Here is a 13279-nt window from a genome sequence, read left to right as displayed (position 1 = left end):
TTTAGGGTGTCATCGGCGACTTTATGGCCTCGGCGCTCGAAAACCTGCCGCTCGCGCCGCCATCGGCAGGCAATACGCCGCGCTATCGTCAGAATCAGCCCCTATCGGCGGTTTTCCCCGCGCCGCTGCCGATAGGCTCAGAGCTTGCCGCGGAAGCGCGGTCCCTGCGACGCCATGAGCGCCAGCGCCCACTCGTCGGGCAGCATCTTCACCCCCGCGGCGATGGCCTTGTTCGGCGCGCCCGGCACGCATATCGGCCGGTTTGCTTCGGCCGCCTCATAGCCCGCGGCGGCGACCTCGTCGGCCCCCAGCCACATCCACGGCGGGGCGCTGCGGCTGATCTGCTCGCGAGTGTCGTTGACGTCGTGGAACTCCGAATAGGTGAAGCCCGGGCAGAGGGCGCTGACGTGCACGCCCTTGTCGAGGGTCTCCAGGTGCAGGCTCTGCGAGGCCTTGATCAGGTAGCTCTTCACCGCCCCGTAGAGCGTCGCGCCGGGCGAGCCGGGGATCAGTCCGGCCAGCGAGGCGACGTTGACGATCCGGCCGAAGCGGCGCTCGACCATGCCCGACAGCACCCGGTAGGCAAGCTCGGTCGGGGCGGTCAGCATCACCCGGAGAAACGCCTCGTGGGTCTCCCACGAGGATTCGAGAAACACCCCCGGCACGCCGTAGCCGGCGTTGTTGACCAGGACGTCGACGCCCCGGCCGTGGGCGGCGAGGTGGTCGAGGATCAGGCCCGGCGCGTCCGGGTCGGCGAGGTCGGCGGCGAAGGTCAGGGTCTCGACGCCATGGCCCAGGCGGATTTCCTCGGCCATCCGCTCCAGGCGATCCGCGCGGCGGGCGGTCAGGGCCACATCGTAGCCGTGGCTGGCGTAGATCCTGGCGAAGGCCGCGCCGATCCCGGCCGAGGCTCCCGTCACCAGCGCCAATCTGCGGTCCATCTGCGCCCCTTGCGTCCCGAACAGAGCGAAGGTGGCGAAACCGCAGGCAAGGTCAAGCCAGACAGGGGTCTGCACCGCTCGCGGCGGCGTGACGCCGGCACGTCGCGATTGTACGCTGGCGAGATTGGGTGTAATCGCGCCCGCCTTTGCGGCATCGGGCCGCGCGTGGGAGCCTCTGTCGTGTTCCCGGAGACCTTGAATGGCTGACTCAGCCGCCGTCGCTCAAGAAGCGACCGAGGAATCTCACTCCCATAAGCGGGAAAGCTTCGCCGCCCTGGCTTTGGGCGCGATCGGTGTCGTGTTCGGCGACATCGGCACCAGCCCGCTCTACGCGATGAAGGAAGCCCTTCACCACTCGCGCTCGGGCGGGGCCAGCGAGCTGGCGGTGCTGGGCGTAGTGTCGCTGGTGATCTGGGCGCTCGTCCTGATCGTGACCGTCAAGTACGTCGTCTTCCTGATGCGGGCCGACAACAAGGGCGAGGGCGGCACTCTGGCCCTGATGGCCCTGGCCCAGCGCCACCTGCCCAAGCGCTCGACCTGGGTGTTCTTCCTGGGCGTGATCGGCGCAGCGCTGTTCTACGGCGACGGCATCATCACCCCGGCGATCTCGGTGCTCTCGGCGGTCGAGGGCCTCAAGGAAGCGCCTGGAGTCGGGGCCGGCATCCAGCCCTACCTTGTGCCGATCGCCGCCGGCGTGCTGGTTGCGCTGTTCATGGTCCAGGCCCGCGGCACCCACCGCGTCGCGGCCTTCTTTGGGCCGATCATGGCCGCCTGGTTCCTGGTGATGGGCGCGCTAGGCGTGTTTCACATCTCCGACGACTGGTCGATCCTGCAGGCTTTCAGCCCGCATTACGGGGTGATGTTCCTGTTCGACAACAGCTGGGTGGGGTTCGTGATCCTCGGCAGCGTATTCCTGGCCGTCACCGGCGCCGAGGCGCTCTACGCCGACATGGGCCACTTCGGATTGAAGCCGATCCGGGTCTCATGGCTGTTCTTCGCCCTGCCCTGCCTGGCGCTGAACTATCTCGGCCAGGGCGCCAACGTGCTCGCCCACCCAGAGGCGCGCTTCAACCCGTTCTGGGAGATGGTCCCCGAGCTGGCCTACTGGCCTGTGCTGGTGCTGGCCACCGCCGCGACGGTCATCGCCAGCCAGGCGGTGATCACCGGCGCGTTCTCCATGACCCAGCAGGCGGTGCAGCTCGGCCTGCTGCCGCGCATCGACATCCGCCGCACCTCCGAGACCCAGGCCGGCCAGATCTTCGTACCGCAAGTGAACACCTACTTGATGATCGGCGTGCTGATCCTGCTGTTCACCTTCCAGACCTCGTCGTCGCTGGCCGCGGCCTACGGCATCGCGGTGACTGGGGCGATGTTCGTCGACACCCTGCTGTTCTTCGTGATCATCCGCCACATGTGGAAGCGACCGGTCTGGCAGGCCGCGCTCGGCGCCGGGGCGTTCGGCGTCATCGACCTGGTGTTCATCGGCTCCAACCTGCTGAAGATCCCGGACGGGGCCTGGATGCCGCTGGTCATGGGCGCCTTCCTGGTGCTGATCATGTGGACCTGGACCCGCGGCGCCCAGATTCTCTCGGACAAGACCCGGCGCGACTCCGTGCCTCTGGTCGAGCTGTCCGAGATCCTCAAGGCCCGCGCGCCGCACCGCGCGCCCGGCACGGCGATCTTCCTCACCTCCGACCCCGACATCGCGCCGGTCGCCCTGATGCACAACCTCAAGCACAACAAGGTCTTGCATGAGAAGAACATCATCCTGACCGTGGTCACCGCCGAGACCCCGCGGGTCCGCGAGGACGACCGCATCCGCATCGAGCCGGTCAACGACGACTTCAAGAAGGTCTTCATCTCCTACGGCTTCATGGAGAGCCCCAACCTGCCCAAGGCGCTGGGCCTGTGCCGCAAGCTCGGCTTGAAGTTCGACATCATGGCCACGAGCTTCTTCCTCGGCCGCCGTTCGATCGTTCCGTCGGCCCAGTCGGGCATGCCGCTCTGGCAGGACAAGATCTTCATCTTCCTTATGAAGAACGCAGCCAACCCGACCGACTTCTACAAGATTCCGCCCGGCCGCGTGGTCGAGCTGGGGACCCAGGTGAGCGTCTGATGAACGTGCTGAGTATCGCCGCCGACACGCTTTGGATCATCGCCCTGTCGATCATGGCCGGCGCCGCGCGGATGGCCTGGCGGCGGATGGACGCAGAGGTGATGGTGCCGATGATCGGGACCTGGCGGCTGCCGCGCAATCTGGCGCTCGTCGTCCCGGTCGCCGCGGCTTTCGTGGTCGGGGTCGTGCTGCTCTGGGGTCACCGCAACGCGGCCGATCTCTCCGCCAACGTCATCTTTTTCGGCCTGCGCGCGACCCTCGCGGCGATCGTCGCGATGGTGCACCTTCAGTGGCTGAAAGGGGCGCTGTCGACGCTCGAGGCCGAGGGCTCGCTTAAGTCCTAGGTCAGCGGGATCTCGTAGCTGCGCTTGACGGTCTCCATCGGCACGTCGGTCTTCACGCTCTGCACGCTCGGGATCCGCGTCAGGTGGTCGGCCTGGAACCGCCAATAGCTGTTGAGGTCGGCGGTGACGATCCGCAGCAGCGCGTCGCACTCGCCTGTCGTCAGATAGCACTCGACCACCTCGGGGAAGCGCCGGACCGCCTCGGCGAACTGATGGGTCATGGCCGCGTCCTGGGTCTTGAACCAGACCCGCGCGAACACCGTCAGCCCGACCCCCACCTTGGCCCCGTCGACCACCGCCACATAGCGCTCGATGACCCCGGCTTCCTCCAGCAGCCGCACCCGCCGCAGGCACGGCGAAGGCGAGAGTCCCACCTCCTTGGCGAGTTCGATATTCTGCATCCGGCCGTCACGCTGCAGGGCGCGCAGGATGCGCCGGTCGATGGCGTCGAGTTTCATGGCGCCGGGCGCCCTTCTGGGAGGCTAGTATGAAATCTGGCGCCAATATCGCGACGAATGTTGGCGTATTTGCAATCCAATTGTTTTGATCTTGGCTTAGGGTGCCGCTCATGAGCACGACCAACCCCCCCATCAAGAAAGTCGTCCTGGCCTATTCCGGCGGGCTCGACACCTCCATCATCCTCAAGTGGCTGCAGACGGAGTACGGGGCGGAGGTCGTCACCTTCACCGCCGACCTCGGCCAGGGCGAAGAGATCGAGCCCGCGCGGGCCAAGGCTCTGGCCGCCGGCGTGAAGCCCGAGAACATCTTCATCGAGGACCTTCGCGAAGAGTTCGTGCGCGACTTCGTGTTCCCGATGTTCCGGGCGAACACCGTCTATGAAGGCCAGTACCTGCTCGGCACTTCGATCGCCCGGCCGCTGATCGCCAAGCGCCAGATCGAGATCGCCCGCCAGACCGGCGCCGACGCCGTCAGCCACGGCGCCACCGGCAAGGGCAACGACCAGGTGCGCTTCGAGCTCGGCTACTACGCCCTCGAGCCCGACATCCACGTGATCGCCCCCTGGCGCGAATGGAACTTCAAGTCCCGCGAGGCGCTGCTGGACTTCGCCGAGAAGCACCAGATCCAGATCACCAAGGACAAGCGCGGCGAGGCGCCGTTCAGCGTCGACGCGAACCTGCTGCATTCCTCGTCCGAGGGCAAAGTGCTGGAAGACCCGGCGGTCGAGGCGCCCGAGTTCGTGCACATGCGCACCATCTCGCCCGAAGACGCGCCGAACGAGCCGACCATCTTCACCATGGACTTCGAGGGCGGCGACCCGGTCGCCATCGACGGCGAGAAGCTCTCGCCCGCCGCGCTCCTGACCAAGCTCAACAAGCTCGGCCACGACAACGGCATCGGCCGCCTCGACCTGGTCGAGAACCGCTTCGTCGGCATGAAGTCGCGCGGCGTCTATGAGACCCCGGGCGGCACGATCCTGCTGGCGGCCCACCGCGGCATCGAGTCCATCACCCTCGACCGCGGCTCGATGCACCTCAAGGACGAGCTGATGCCCAAGTACGCATCGCTCATCTACAACGGCTTCTGGTTCTCGCCCGAGCGCGAGATGCTGCAGGCGGCGATCGACCTCAGCCAGAAGAACGTCACCGGCCAGGTCCGCGTGAAGCTCTACAAGGGCAACGTCACGGTCATCGGCCGCACCAGCCCGTACTCGCTGTACGACCAGGACCTGGTCACCTTCGAGGAGGGCAAGGTCGCGTACGACCATCGCGACGCCGCCGGCTTCATCAAGCTGAACGCCCTGCGCCTGCGCGTGGCCGCCAAGCGCGACCGCCGGGGCTAAGCCTCGACCTTGTTGTAGGGATACTGGTCGCGGATTTCATAGGCGAAGAACTGGCCCTTGGAATCCGCGTCCAGGAAACTTCGGTGCACCTCTCCGGGGACGCCGACATAGACATAGCGGTCGCCGTCGTGGAACGTCACGAACAGCTTGGCGCGATGCTCGTCGTAGGAAATCTCGCGGATCGCTTCGGAGTCGACCTGCATGGCGGGGGCCTCCTATTCTCCGTGGATACCCCTAAACGCGCAGAGCGGGCGAAAGTGTTCCCCCGAGCGGCCCCGCCGTGCCAAGCTCGCGCCGCTAAAGGCCGCGTTCGCCGGCCGATTGAGGGGGAAACATGCAACCGCACAGCTATGTGGCGCTGGTCACCGTCGCCGCGCTTCTGACCTATTTCTGGATGGGCCTGCGGGTGGGCCGGGCCCGCGCCAAGAGCGGCATTTCACCGCCGGCCATGATCGGAGACCCGATTCTCGAGCGGCACATCCGCGTCCACTACAACACCCTGGAGTGGCTGCCGATCTTCCTGGTCGGCCTGTGGCTGTTCGCGATCTACTGGAACGACCTGATCGCCGCCGGCCTGGGCGTGGTCTGGATCGTGGGGCGGATCCTCTATGCGCTCGGCTATGTGGCCGACCCGAAGAAACGCGAAGCCGGCTTCCTGATCCAGTTCGTCGCCGCAGCGGTTCTACTGCTTGGTGCGGCGGGCCGCATCGTCTGGACGCTGGCCGTCGTCGGAGCCTAGCCGAACAGCACCACCGCCTGCCAGATCGCCAGCCCGGTGACCACGAAGCCCACGACCCAGGTCAGCGCCCGGATCGGCATGACCTTGGTCATCCAGCCAGCGATCGGGGCGGCGATCACGCCGCCGGCGATCAGCCCCAGCACCGACCACAGGTGATCGGCGAGGCCCTCGGTTTGCCAGTGGCCGGTGACCAGGGCGGTCAGGAAGGCGGCCGACACGGCGGCGGCGACGAAGGCCTCCGCCGCGTTGGTGGTGCCGATCGCCTTGCGCGGGTCGGCGCCCGATCCCAAAAGGGTCGAGGTCACCACCGGCCCCCAGCCGCCGCCGCCGACGGCGTCGAAGAACCCGCCGACCAGGCCGAGCGGGGCCGGCGACTTCCACGAGAACGGCTTGGGCCGCGCCCCCTTCCAGGCGCGGTAGAGGATCACCAGGCCCATCAGGCCGAGCCAGGCGACCACGAACGGCTTGATCTTCTCGCCGTCGACCGAGGTCAGCAGGTAGGTGCCGGCCACCCCCCCGACGACCCCGCCCAGCGCCAGCAGCGCCAGCAGCCGCCAGTCGACGTTGCGGTGGGCGATGTGCGAGGCGGCCGAGGCCGCGCCGGTGAACACCTTGGCCGCGTGAACGCTGGCCGAGGCGCTGGCCGGGGGCACGCCGTTGGCCAGCAGCACGGTCGTCGAGACCACGCCGTAGGCCATGCCCAGCGCGCCGTCGACCAGCTGGGCGGCGAAGCCGACCGCACCGTAGAGCCAGAACTCAGGACCCATAGCCCCTCCTCATCGCGCGCCGCAACTCGCAGAGCTATCCGACAGGCGCAATGGGGATTACCTCGGGGCGGACTCAGCATTTCTACCTTTCCACTCCGCCGATAGGCCCATGCAGCTCCCCGTCGATCCCGCCCGCTACGGCGCCTTTCTGGGCGTGATGGCTGTCATGGCCGTGACGCCAGGTCCGGCCAACCTGTTCGCCATCGCCACCGGCGCCCAGAAGGGGAAGGCCGCCGCCCTGGTCGGCGTGGCCGGCATGAACACCGCCACCCTGGTGTGGTTCGCCGCCGCCGCCTTGGGGTTGGGCGCGCTGATCCTGGCCTTTCCGGACCTCTTCCACCTGCTGGCCTACGCCGGGGCGGCCTATATCGCCTGGCTCGGCGTCAAGTCGCTGCGCGGCGCGTTCGCCAAGGAGGCCGAGCCGGGACACGGGACCTTCAAGCAGGGCAAGTCGGCCTATCTCGACGGCTTCACGGTGCAGATCGCCAATCCGAAGGCGGTGCTGTTCTTCACCGCGGTGCTGCCGCCGTTCCTGGACCCGGCCCGGCCGCTGCCGGCCCAACTGGCCGCGTTCGCCTGCGCGACCCTCACCCTCGATATCCTGGCGATGAGCGCCTACGGCCTGGGCGGGGCGGCGCTGGCCGCCAAGATGACCGAGCCGCGCTTCGCCCGCGGCTTTGCAGTGGCGGTCGGCCTGCTGCTGCTGACGGCGGCGGTCCTTATGGCTCGCAAGGCTGGCGGAGCTTAACAAGCGCAACCATAATTAGGCCCAGGTGTTTTTCACTAGTGCGCACCTTCCTCGAGGGACGAGGAAATTCGGGTCCGAAAGCCATGTCACGTAAATCCGCCGCCATCGTCGCCAGCCTGGCCCTTACGGCCCTGTTGGGAGCCTGCACGACCGCCACGCCCTACCAGCCGAACATCTCGGGTCAGAAGGTCCAGGGCGGCTATTCCGAGCAGCAGGTCGAGCCCGACCGGTTCCGGGTCACTTTTTCCGGCAACAGCCTGACCTCGCGCGAAACGGTCGAGGGCTATCTGCTCTACCGCGCCGCCGAACTGACCGTGCAGCGGGGCTTTGACTGGTTCGAGATCGTCGACCGCAACACCGACGCCGACCGCCGCACCTACATCGACCGCGATCCGTTCTACAGCCCCTGGTACGGGCCGAGCTACGGCTACTGGCGGCCAGCCTGGCGCTACTACGGCGGCCCGTACGGCTGGCGGACCTGGGACCCCTATTGGGGCGACCCCTTCTGGTCGAACAGCGTCGACGTCCGCACGGTGACCAAGTTCGAGGCCAGCGCCGAGATCGTCATGCGCCGCGGCGCCAAGCCGGCCGACAACCCGGGGGCCTTCGACGCCCGGGCGGTGATGAGCAATCTCGGCCCGCGGGTGCTGCGCCCCGCGCCGTGAGGCGCGGGCGTCAGCCGGCCTTCCGCTCAGCCTCGGTCCAGTCGTTCAGCGGCGCCGGGCGGCCGATCGCGTAGCCCTGCACCTCGGCGCAGGCCTCGCCGCGCAGGAACTCCAGCTGCTCCAGCGTCTCGACCCCCTCGGCGGTGACCGGGATGTCGAGGCTGCGTCCCAGGCCCAACACCGCCTTGACGATGGCGGTCGCCCGGTCGTGGCGGTGGATGTTCTCGACGAAGCTCTTGTCGATCTTTATCTTGTCGAACGGGAACGACTGCAGGGTCGAGAGCGACGAGAAGCCAGTGCCGAAGTCGTCCATGGCGATCCGCACCCCCAGCGCCTTCAGCCGCCGCAGGTTATCGAGCGCCCGCTGATAGTCCTTGAACAGCGCGGTCTCGGTGATCTCCAGCTCCAACCGGCGCGGGGCCAGACCGGTCTCGACCAGGATCTCGTGCACCACCGCCGGCAGGTTGGCCTGGTGCAACTGCACCGGCGAAAGATTGACGGCGATGCGCAGCGGCTTGTCCCAGGCCGCCGCGTCGGCGCAGGCGCGGCGCAGGACCCATTCGCCGAGCGGCAGGATCAGCCCGCTCTCCTCGGCCACCGGGATGAAGTCGATCGGCGCGACCAGGCCGCGATGCGGATGGCGCCAGCGGACCAGGGCCTCATATCCGCAGACCTCGCCGTCCTCGGCGCGCGCCAGCGGCTGGTAGTGCAGCACCAGTTCCTCGGCCGTGATCGCCTGGCGCAGCTCTCGCGCCAGCGCCCGGCGCTCGCGGATCGACTCGTCCATCTCGCGCTTGAAGAACCGGTAGCTGCCGCGCCCGTCCTCCTTGGCGCGGTAGAGGGCCATGTCGGCGTTGGCCAGCAGCGCCTCGCCGCTCGCCCCGTCGTCGGGATAGAGACTGACGCCGAGACTGGCCCCGACCTGAAGCTGCTGGTCGGCATAGGGAGCCGGCACGCTAAGCGCCTCCAGCAGTTCGGCGCAGAGTTCGGCCGCGGCGGCCGGCTGGTCGTCGGCGCCGATCTGCACCACCACGAACTCGTCCCCGCCCAGACGGGCGGCGAAGGACGGGGCGACCACGACCTTCTGCAGGCGGCGGGCGACCTCGGTGAGGATGGCGTCGCCGGCCAGGTGGCCGTGGAGGTCGTTGGCCTCCTTGAAGTGATCGAGGTCGATGCAGATCACCGACAGCGTCTCGCCGGTCAGTTCGATGCGCTCCAGCGCCTGGCCCAGGCGGACCTGCATCATGTTGCGGTTGGCGAGGCCGGTCAGGCCGTCGTGTTCGGCCAGATAGCGGATCTTCTCCTCTGCCGAGCGGCGCTCGCGCAGGTCGCGAACGGCCAGCACCATGACGTCGCCCGCCTCGCCGCCGCCGCGACGTTGCTCGAGCATCCGCCCGAAGGTTTCGACGGGAATGTCCCCGCCGCCGCCGGCCGGGCGCAAGACGCCTTCGCAGCGGGCGTTGTGGGCCACGCACGAGGCGTCATCGAACCTTAGAATCTCGCCGGTCAGCTTGCGGCCGGCCAGTTCGGCCAGCGGAGCGCCGGCCATGGCGCAGAAGGCGGCGTTGGCGTCCTGAATGCGGTCGCCGTGCACGACCACGATGCCCTCGTAGGCGGCGTCGGCCAAACGGCGGATGCGGGTCAGCGCCTGGGCGTTGGCTCCGCCTTCGATCAGCACCGCGCCCAGGCCGCCGAGGATGATCAGGCTGACGATCAGCGCCACAGCGAGCGTCATCATCACCGACGACAGCAGTTGGGCCGGAACGTCGATCGTCGGGTCCGGCACGACGGTGATCGCACCCATGCCGGCGAAGTGCAGGCTGCAGATCGCCACCGTCAGCAACAGGCCGGCCAGCAGCTGCTGCGACAACCGCGAGGCGTCGCGCGCCGCGAACATCGCCGCCAGCGCCACCCCGACGCCTGCCACAACCGAGCCGGCCACGATCGAGAGGTCCCAGGTCAGCACGCCCTCGGTCACATAGGCGCCCATCCCAGTGTAGTGCATCGCACCGACCCCGAGGCCGGCCAGCACGCCGCCCGCGATCCTGCCCGCCCGCCCGGCCGCGAAGGCCGGCGCGGCGAAGGCCGCGGCCATGAACACGCCGGCGATCAGCAATGAGGCGAGCGTGCCCAGCGGCAGGAAGCCGGATCGCAGCCCCGTCTGGTACGACAGCATGGCGATGAAATGGGTGGCCCAGACCGAACAGCCCGCCACCAGGCCGGTCAACAGCACCCAGGCCGCACGCACACCGTGTCCCGGTGCAGTCCGCATCCTTGAGTATAAGCGGAAGGCTGTAAAGCAACCGCCGAAGCACACGAGTCCAGCGACAACAACCAGGCGCAGATCATGCTCTGTCGCAAGGCACGTTAATACTTTGAACACTTTAAAATGAGCCCCAACGGGTGAAACAGGGCTCGCTTCTAGGATTTCGGAGTAAATAAACACCCTCCTTTGATCATAGAAACATAAGCGCTCCCTGCCCCGCGCGGGCAGCTTGCTGCACATCCTCTCGCCACCCCGAGTTGATCAATCCGATTGTCATAAAACCGTCATGCGGGTTAGGGTCCCGGCCTTCGCATGGGGGGCGATCTTGGAAATTCGACTATCCGCGCAGCGGTTGTTCTTTTGGCATGTGGCGGCGATCGCCGTTCTGCTCGCGGCGAACCTGGCCGCCTCTCTGCACGACAGGACCAACGGCGGCTCCAGCAAACTTTTCCGCATGGCGTTCGAGGCCAATGTCCCGACGCTCTTTTCGACGGCTGCGCTCGCTGCGGCGACCGCCGCGGCCTGGTTGCTGTCGCGCGCCTCTACCGACAAGCGCGAGACGCGCGCCTGGACCGTCTTCGCCTGCATCCTCGCCTTCATGGCGATCGATGAATCCGCCCAACTGCACGAGAAGCTCAACCGCTTCGGCGACCGTGGGCCCGACAGCGGCATGTTCAGCAGCATCGGCGTGCTGCCCTACGCGGTCGTGGCGCTGGCGCTGGGCGTCTTCCTCTTCCGGCTGTGGCTCCGGCAGAGCTGGGCCGTGCGTCTGGGCCTGGCCGGCGGCGGCCTGCTCTACGTCGCGTCGGCGATCGGCCTGGAGCTTATCCAGAACGCCGAACGTGCGCTGGACGTCTCGCAGTTGTCTCTGCACATGATCGCCCTGGTCTCGGCCGAGGAGACCGGCGAGATGCTGGCCGTCGCGATCCTCCTGCGGACGCTGCTGACCAAACTCGCGGAACTCGGCGACCGCTATCCGCTGACCTTGCGGCTCGACGCGTCGAACGCAAGGGCCTGACCAACTAGGTCAGGCGCACGCGCGCCAGCCGGCGCCGACCGTTCGCACGGCGGGCATTTCACGAAGGCGGGCGACGAGGCGCCCGGCCGCGTCGGCGTCGATGGCGCCGACCTCGATGCGAATGGAGGTCTGCTCGGCGCTCTCGGCCGCCTCCAGGGTCAGAACCCTCGCGTCGCGGACCGCGAAGAGACCCAGCACGCGCAGCAGGATGTCAGCCTCAGGCGAGGCTTCGATCAGGAACGTCCGGCGCTCGGCCCGGCCCCAGGCGCAGTCAGCCACGTTTCACCTCCGCGCGCCCATAGGCGCGGGCCAGCAGCAGCCGGCCGGCCTCGTCATAGGCGCGCAGCCGCAGGCCCTCGGGCGCCGCTTCGGTGGCCCAGATCAGCTCGCAGGTCGGCGCCGCGCTCGGCCAGGCGAGATCCAGCGCCTGCTCGACGGCTAGCAGCGATTCCAGCCCGCCGGTCAGCGTCGCCTCCAGGCGAGCCGTTTGCTCCAGCAGGGCTTCTTGCGCCAGCGCGGCGGCGAACCGGCGCGCGGCCAGCCCCGCGCTGGCGGGATCGGATGAGAGATTGGCGTAGTCCATGTCAGTCAGTCCTTTCGAAGGTGAAGGACCGACGGAGCGCGCAATAAAAAACCCCGCTGCCTGTTCGGGAGCGGGGTTCCTGATCTTGCGATCCGTCGGCTTGTTTTAAAGCGCGTACGTTCGCCCCGTCCCAATGGTGGGGGTGATAATAATCATGGTCGTGGTTTTCGACGCGCAGGCGGTCGCGGTCGCCGCGGGGCGCGCGTTCGTCAGGCCGGCAAGGTCGAGAGCCAGGGTCATCGCCGGGACCTATAGACCACGCGCGATCATATGCGCAACTCGGCCCGCGAACGACCGGTCCGAAACGCAAAGGGGCCGCCCGAAGGCGACCCCTGCTTGGTCCGATTTTCGATTGGAGCGGGCGAAGAGATTCGAACTCTCGACCCCAACCTTGGCAAGGTTGTGCTCTACCACTGAGCTACGCCCGCACTCCGAAGCGACTTGGTGTTCCGTGCCGCCCGAAAATCGAGAGCGGGCTTATGGCAGAGCGCCCGCACGTTGGCAACACCAAGGACCATCTTTTTTCTCAGCCGAATTTCGGAGCCTTCAAACGGCGCTTGTTGACGTGGTCCTTGGGGGCTTCGCCCGTCTCCTCGGGGAACTCGCCGCGGAAGTAGTAGCGCTGCCAGGCCTCCTTGGTCGCGTCCGGGTCGGCGCGGAAGATTCGCTTGTTGAACTCGCTCCGGTGCTTCTCCCAGGTGTCGTACTGGCCGCGCAGTTCGGGGTTGCGGTCCATGCCGCGGATCACCGGCTGGAACTCGGCCAGTTCGCGGTCCTTGGTCAAGGTGATGAAGCAGAAGGGCTCGCCCTTCTCGAAACGTACGCGGCCCGGTCGCGTGAAGATCCAGTTCATCGTGAACGGGAAGGGGAGCCATTCGGTCTCGACCAGGCCGGCCAGGGGCTGGATGCCGTCCTTGACGTGGTTGGGCGGGCCCTGGGCGATCATCGACCAGCCCGGCGGCGTGCGGAACAGATAGCCCGGGTGGAAGGTCATCACCCCGTGGCTGAAGTGGCTTTTCACGAAGTTGTGGAAATCCGGGTGCGGCCGGTCCGGGACCATCTTGATGTCGTCCTGCATGACCCCGCCGTTCCACTCGGCGGTGAAGGCCATCGGGCAGAGGATCTCCCAGCCGGTGGTGTTGGCCATGGTCAGCGGCAGGCAGCGATAGGGGTGGCGCTCGGCGAAACGGTCCATCCAGGCGCGCTGGGGCCGTCCCGGCACGATTTCCGGCGGCCGCTCGGCGGTGGGATAGCACTCGAGCTCCATGGGCTCCTCCAGCTTGTGTTCTGG

Annotated in this window: 15 protein-coding genes and 1 tRNA gene; 7 read left to right on the top strand and 9 right to left on the bottom strand. The window is 67.5% G+C overall.

Annotation, left to right across the window (positions count from 1 at the left end):
* Positions 1 to 137: 137 nt before the first annotated feature.
* Positions 138 to 941: an SDR family NAD(P)-dependent oxidoreductase gene (locus GGQ61_RS17380; RefSeq protein WP_183775604.1), complete on the bottom strand. Its 804-nt coding sequence runs from the start codon at positions 939 to 941 to the stop codon at positions 138 to 140.
* Positions 942 to 1140: 199 nt separating this feature from the next.
* Between GGQ61_RS17380 and GGQ61_RS17375 the strand changes: the two genes are divergently transcribed.
* Complete coding sequence (locus GGQ61_RS17375) at positions 1141 to 3057, top strand: potassium transporter Kup (protein ID WP_183775602.1); 1917 nt, start codon at positions 1141 to 1143, stop codon at positions 3055 to 3057.
* Positions 3057 to 3401: a hypothetical protein gene (locus tag GGQ61_RS17370; RefSeq protein ID WP_183775600.1), complete on the top strand. Its 345-nt coding sequence runs from the start codon at positions 3057 to 3059 to the stop codon at positions 3399 to 3401. Before GGQ61_RS17375 ends, GGQ61_RS17370 begins: the two co-directional genes overlap by 1 nt.
* On the opposite strand, the gene GGQ61_RS17365 is transcribed toward GGQ61_RS17370, so the two are convergent.
* Positions 3398 to 3859, bottom strand: coding sequence for an Lrp/AsnC family transcriptional regulator (locus tag GGQ61_RS17365; RefSeq protein WP_183775597.1), 462 nt, complete (start codon positions 3857 to 3859; stop codon positions 3398 to 3400). The genes GGQ61_RS17370 and GGQ61_RS17365 overlap by 4 nt on opposite strands.
* 110 nt (positions 3860 to 3969) lie before the next feature.
* Between GGQ61_RS17365 and GGQ61_RS17360 the strand changes: the two genes are divergently transcribed.
* Positions 3970 to 5202 carry an argininosuccinate synthase gene (locus GGQ61_RS17360; protein WP_183775596.1) on the top strand — a complete coding sequence of 411 codons (1233 nt, stop codon included), beginning with the start codon at positions 3970 to 3972 and terminating at the stop codon, positions 5200 to 5202.
* Here GGQ61_RS17360 and GGQ61_RS17355 read toward each other — a convergent pair.
* Entirely contained in the window at positions 5199 to 5405 is a 207-nt protein-coding gene (locus tag GGQ61_RS17355) for a KTSC domain-containing protein (protein ID WP_183775595.1), read from the bottom strand. The two genes, GGQ61_RS17360 and GGQ61_RS17355, sit on opposite strands and share 4 nt — an antisense overlap.
* 131 nt (positions 5406 to 5536) lie before the next feature.
* Between GGQ61_RS17355 and GGQ61_RS17350 the strand changes: the two genes are divergently transcribed.
* Positions 5537 to 5941 carry an MAPEG family protein gene (locus GGQ61_RS17350; protein WP_183775594.1) on the top strand — a complete coding sequence of 135 codons (405 nt, stop codon included), beginning with the start codon at positions 5537 to 5539 and terminating at the stop codon, positions 5939 to 5941.
* Here GGQ61_RS17350 and GGQ61_RS17345 read toward each other — a convergent pair.
* A complete protein-coding gene (locus tag GGQ61_RS17345) occupies positions 5938 to 6708 on the bottom strand; it encodes a sulfite exporter TauE/SafE family protein (RefSeq protein ID WP_183775593.1) in 771 nt (256 codons plus the stop codon). The genes GGQ61_RS17350 and GGQ61_RS17345 overlap by 4 nt on opposite strands.
* Before the next feature lie 109 nt (positions 6709 to 6817).
* Between GGQ61_RS17345 and GGQ61_RS17340 the strand changes: the two genes are divergently transcribed.
* Positions 6818 to 7456, top strand: coding sequence for a LysE family translocator (locus GGQ61_RS17340; RefSeq protein ID WP_183775591.1), 639 nt, complete (start codon positions 6818 to 6820; stop codon positions 7454 to 7456).
* An 83-nt stretch (positions 7457 to 7539) separates the two neighbouring features.
* Positions 7540 to 8121 (top strand): CC0125/CC1285 family lipoprotein, encoded by a 582-nt coding sequence (locus GGQ61_RS17335; RefSeq protein WP_183775589.1) that lies wholly within the window; start codon positions 7540 to 7542, stop codon positions 8119 to 8121.
* A gap of 10 nt (positions 8122 to 8131) precedes the next feature.
* On the opposite strand, the gene GGQ61_RS17330 is transcribed toward GGQ61_RS17335, so the two are convergent.
* A complete protein-coding gene (locus GGQ61_RS17330) occupies positions 8132 to 10504 on the bottom strand; it encodes a bifunctional diguanylate cyclase/phosphodiesterase (protein WP_343056176.1) in 2373 nt (790 codons plus the stop codon).
* 112 nt (positions 10505 to 10616) lie between these two features.
* Between GGQ61_RS17330 and GGQ61_RS17325 the strand changes: the two genes are divergently transcribed.
* Positions 10617 to 11405: a hypothetical protein gene (locus GGQ61_RS17325; RefSeq protein WP_183775577.1), complete on the top strand. Its 789-nt coding sequence runs from the start codon at positions 10617 to 10619 to the stop codon at positions 11403 to 11405.
* Between the two features lie 9 nt (positions 11406 to 11414).
* Here the strand turns inward: GGQ61_RS17325 and GGQ61_RS17320 are convergent, their stop codons facing one another.
* The 4 genes from GGQ61_RS17320 to GGQ61_RS17300 all read right to left on the bottom strand — a co-directional run bounded on the left by GGQ61_RS17320 (position 11415) and on the right by GGQ61_RS17300 (position 13255).
* The gene (locus GGQ61_RS17320; RefSeq protein WP_183775575.1) at positions 11415 to 11684 is read right to left on the bottom strand and encodes a hypothetical protein; all 270 of its coding nucleotides are present in this window, start codon (positions 11682 to 11684) and stop codon (positions 11415 to 11417) included.
* Positions 11677 to 11988 (bottom strand): hypothetical protein, encoded by a 312-nt coding sequence (locus GGQ61_RS17315; RefSeq protein ID WP_183775573.1) that lies wholly within the window; start codon positions 11986 to 11988, stop codon positions 11677 to 11679. Before GGQ61_RS17315 ends, GGQ61_RS17320 begins: the two co-directional genes overlap by 8 nt.
* A 353-nt stretch (positions 11989 to 12341) precedes the next feature.
* Positions 12342 to 12416 (bottom strand) — tRNA-Gly (locus GGQ61_RS17305).
* Positions 12417 to 12514: 98 nt separating this feature from the next.
* Entirely contained in the window at positions 12515 to 13255 is a 741-nt protein-coding gene (locus GGQ61_RS17300; RefSeq protein ID WP_183775564.1) for a DUF6065 family protein, read from the bottom strand.
* Positions 13256 to 13279 lie beyond the last annotated feature (24 nt).

This window comes from Phenylobacterium haematophilum, from assembly GCF_014196295.1.
Lineage (GTDB): Bacteria > Pseudomonadota > Alphaproteobacteria > Caulobacterales > Caulobacteraceae > Phenylobacterium > Phenylobacterium haematophilum.
This window is presented reverse-complemented; position numbering and strand designations above follow the sequence as displayed.

What these genes read in the sequence shown, in the direction of transcription:
- GGQ61_RS17380 (WP_183775604.1), bottom strand. Translation starts at nt 941, where the DNA reads ATGGACCGCAGATTGGCGCTGGTGACGGGAGCCTCGGCCGGGATCGGC.
- GGQ61_RS17340 (WP_183775591.1), top strand. Translation starts at nt 6,818, where the DNA reads ATGCAGCTCCCCGTCGATCCCGCCCGCTACGGCGCCTTTCTGGGCGTG.
- GGQ61_RS17335 (WP_183775589.1), top strand. Translation starts at nt 7,540, where the DNA reads ATGTCACGTAAATCCGCCGCCATCGTCGCCAGCCTGGCCCTTACGGCC.
- GGQ61_RS17375 (WP_183775602.1), top strand. Translation starts at nt 1,141, where the DNA reads ATGGCTGACTCAGCCGCCGTCGCTCAAGAAGCGACCGAGGAATCTCAC.
- GGQ61_RS17360 (WP_183775596.1), top strand. Translation starts at nt 3,970, where the DNA reads ATGAGCACGACCAACCCCCCCATCAAGAAAGTCGTCCTGGCCTATTCC.
- GGQ61_RS17350 (WP_183775594.1), top strand. Translation starts at nt 5,537, where the DNA reads ATGCAACCGCACAGCTATGTGGCGCTGGTCACCGTCGCCGCGCTTCTG.
- GGQ61_RS17345 (WP_183775593.1), bottom strand. Translation starts at nt 6,708, where the DNA reads ATGGGTCCTGAGTTCTGGCTCTACGGTGCGGTCGGCTTCGCCGCCCAG.
- GGQ61_RS17300 (WP_183775564.1), bottom strand. Translation starts at nt 13,255, where the DNA reads ATGGAGCTCGAGTGCTATCCCACCGCCGAGCGGCCGCCGGAAATCGTG.
- GGQ61_RS17370 (WP_183775600.1), top strand. Translation starts at nt 3,057, where the DNA reads ATGAACGTGCTGAGTATCGCCGCCGACACGCTTTGGATCATCGCCCTG.
- GGQ61_RS17355 (WP_183775595.1), bottom strand. Translation starts at nt 5,405, where the DNA reads ATGCAGGTCGACTCCGAAGCGATCCGCGAGATTTCCTACGACGAGCAT.
- GGQ61_RS17315 (WP_183775573.1), bottom strand. Translation starts at nt 11,988, where the DNA reads ATGGACTACGCCAATCTCTCATCCGATCCCGCCAGCGCGGGGCTGGCC.
- GGQ61_RS17365 (WP_183775597.1), bottom strand. Translation starts at nt 3,859, where the DNA reads ATGAAACTCGACGCCATCGACCGGCGCATCCTGCGCGCCCTGCAGCGT.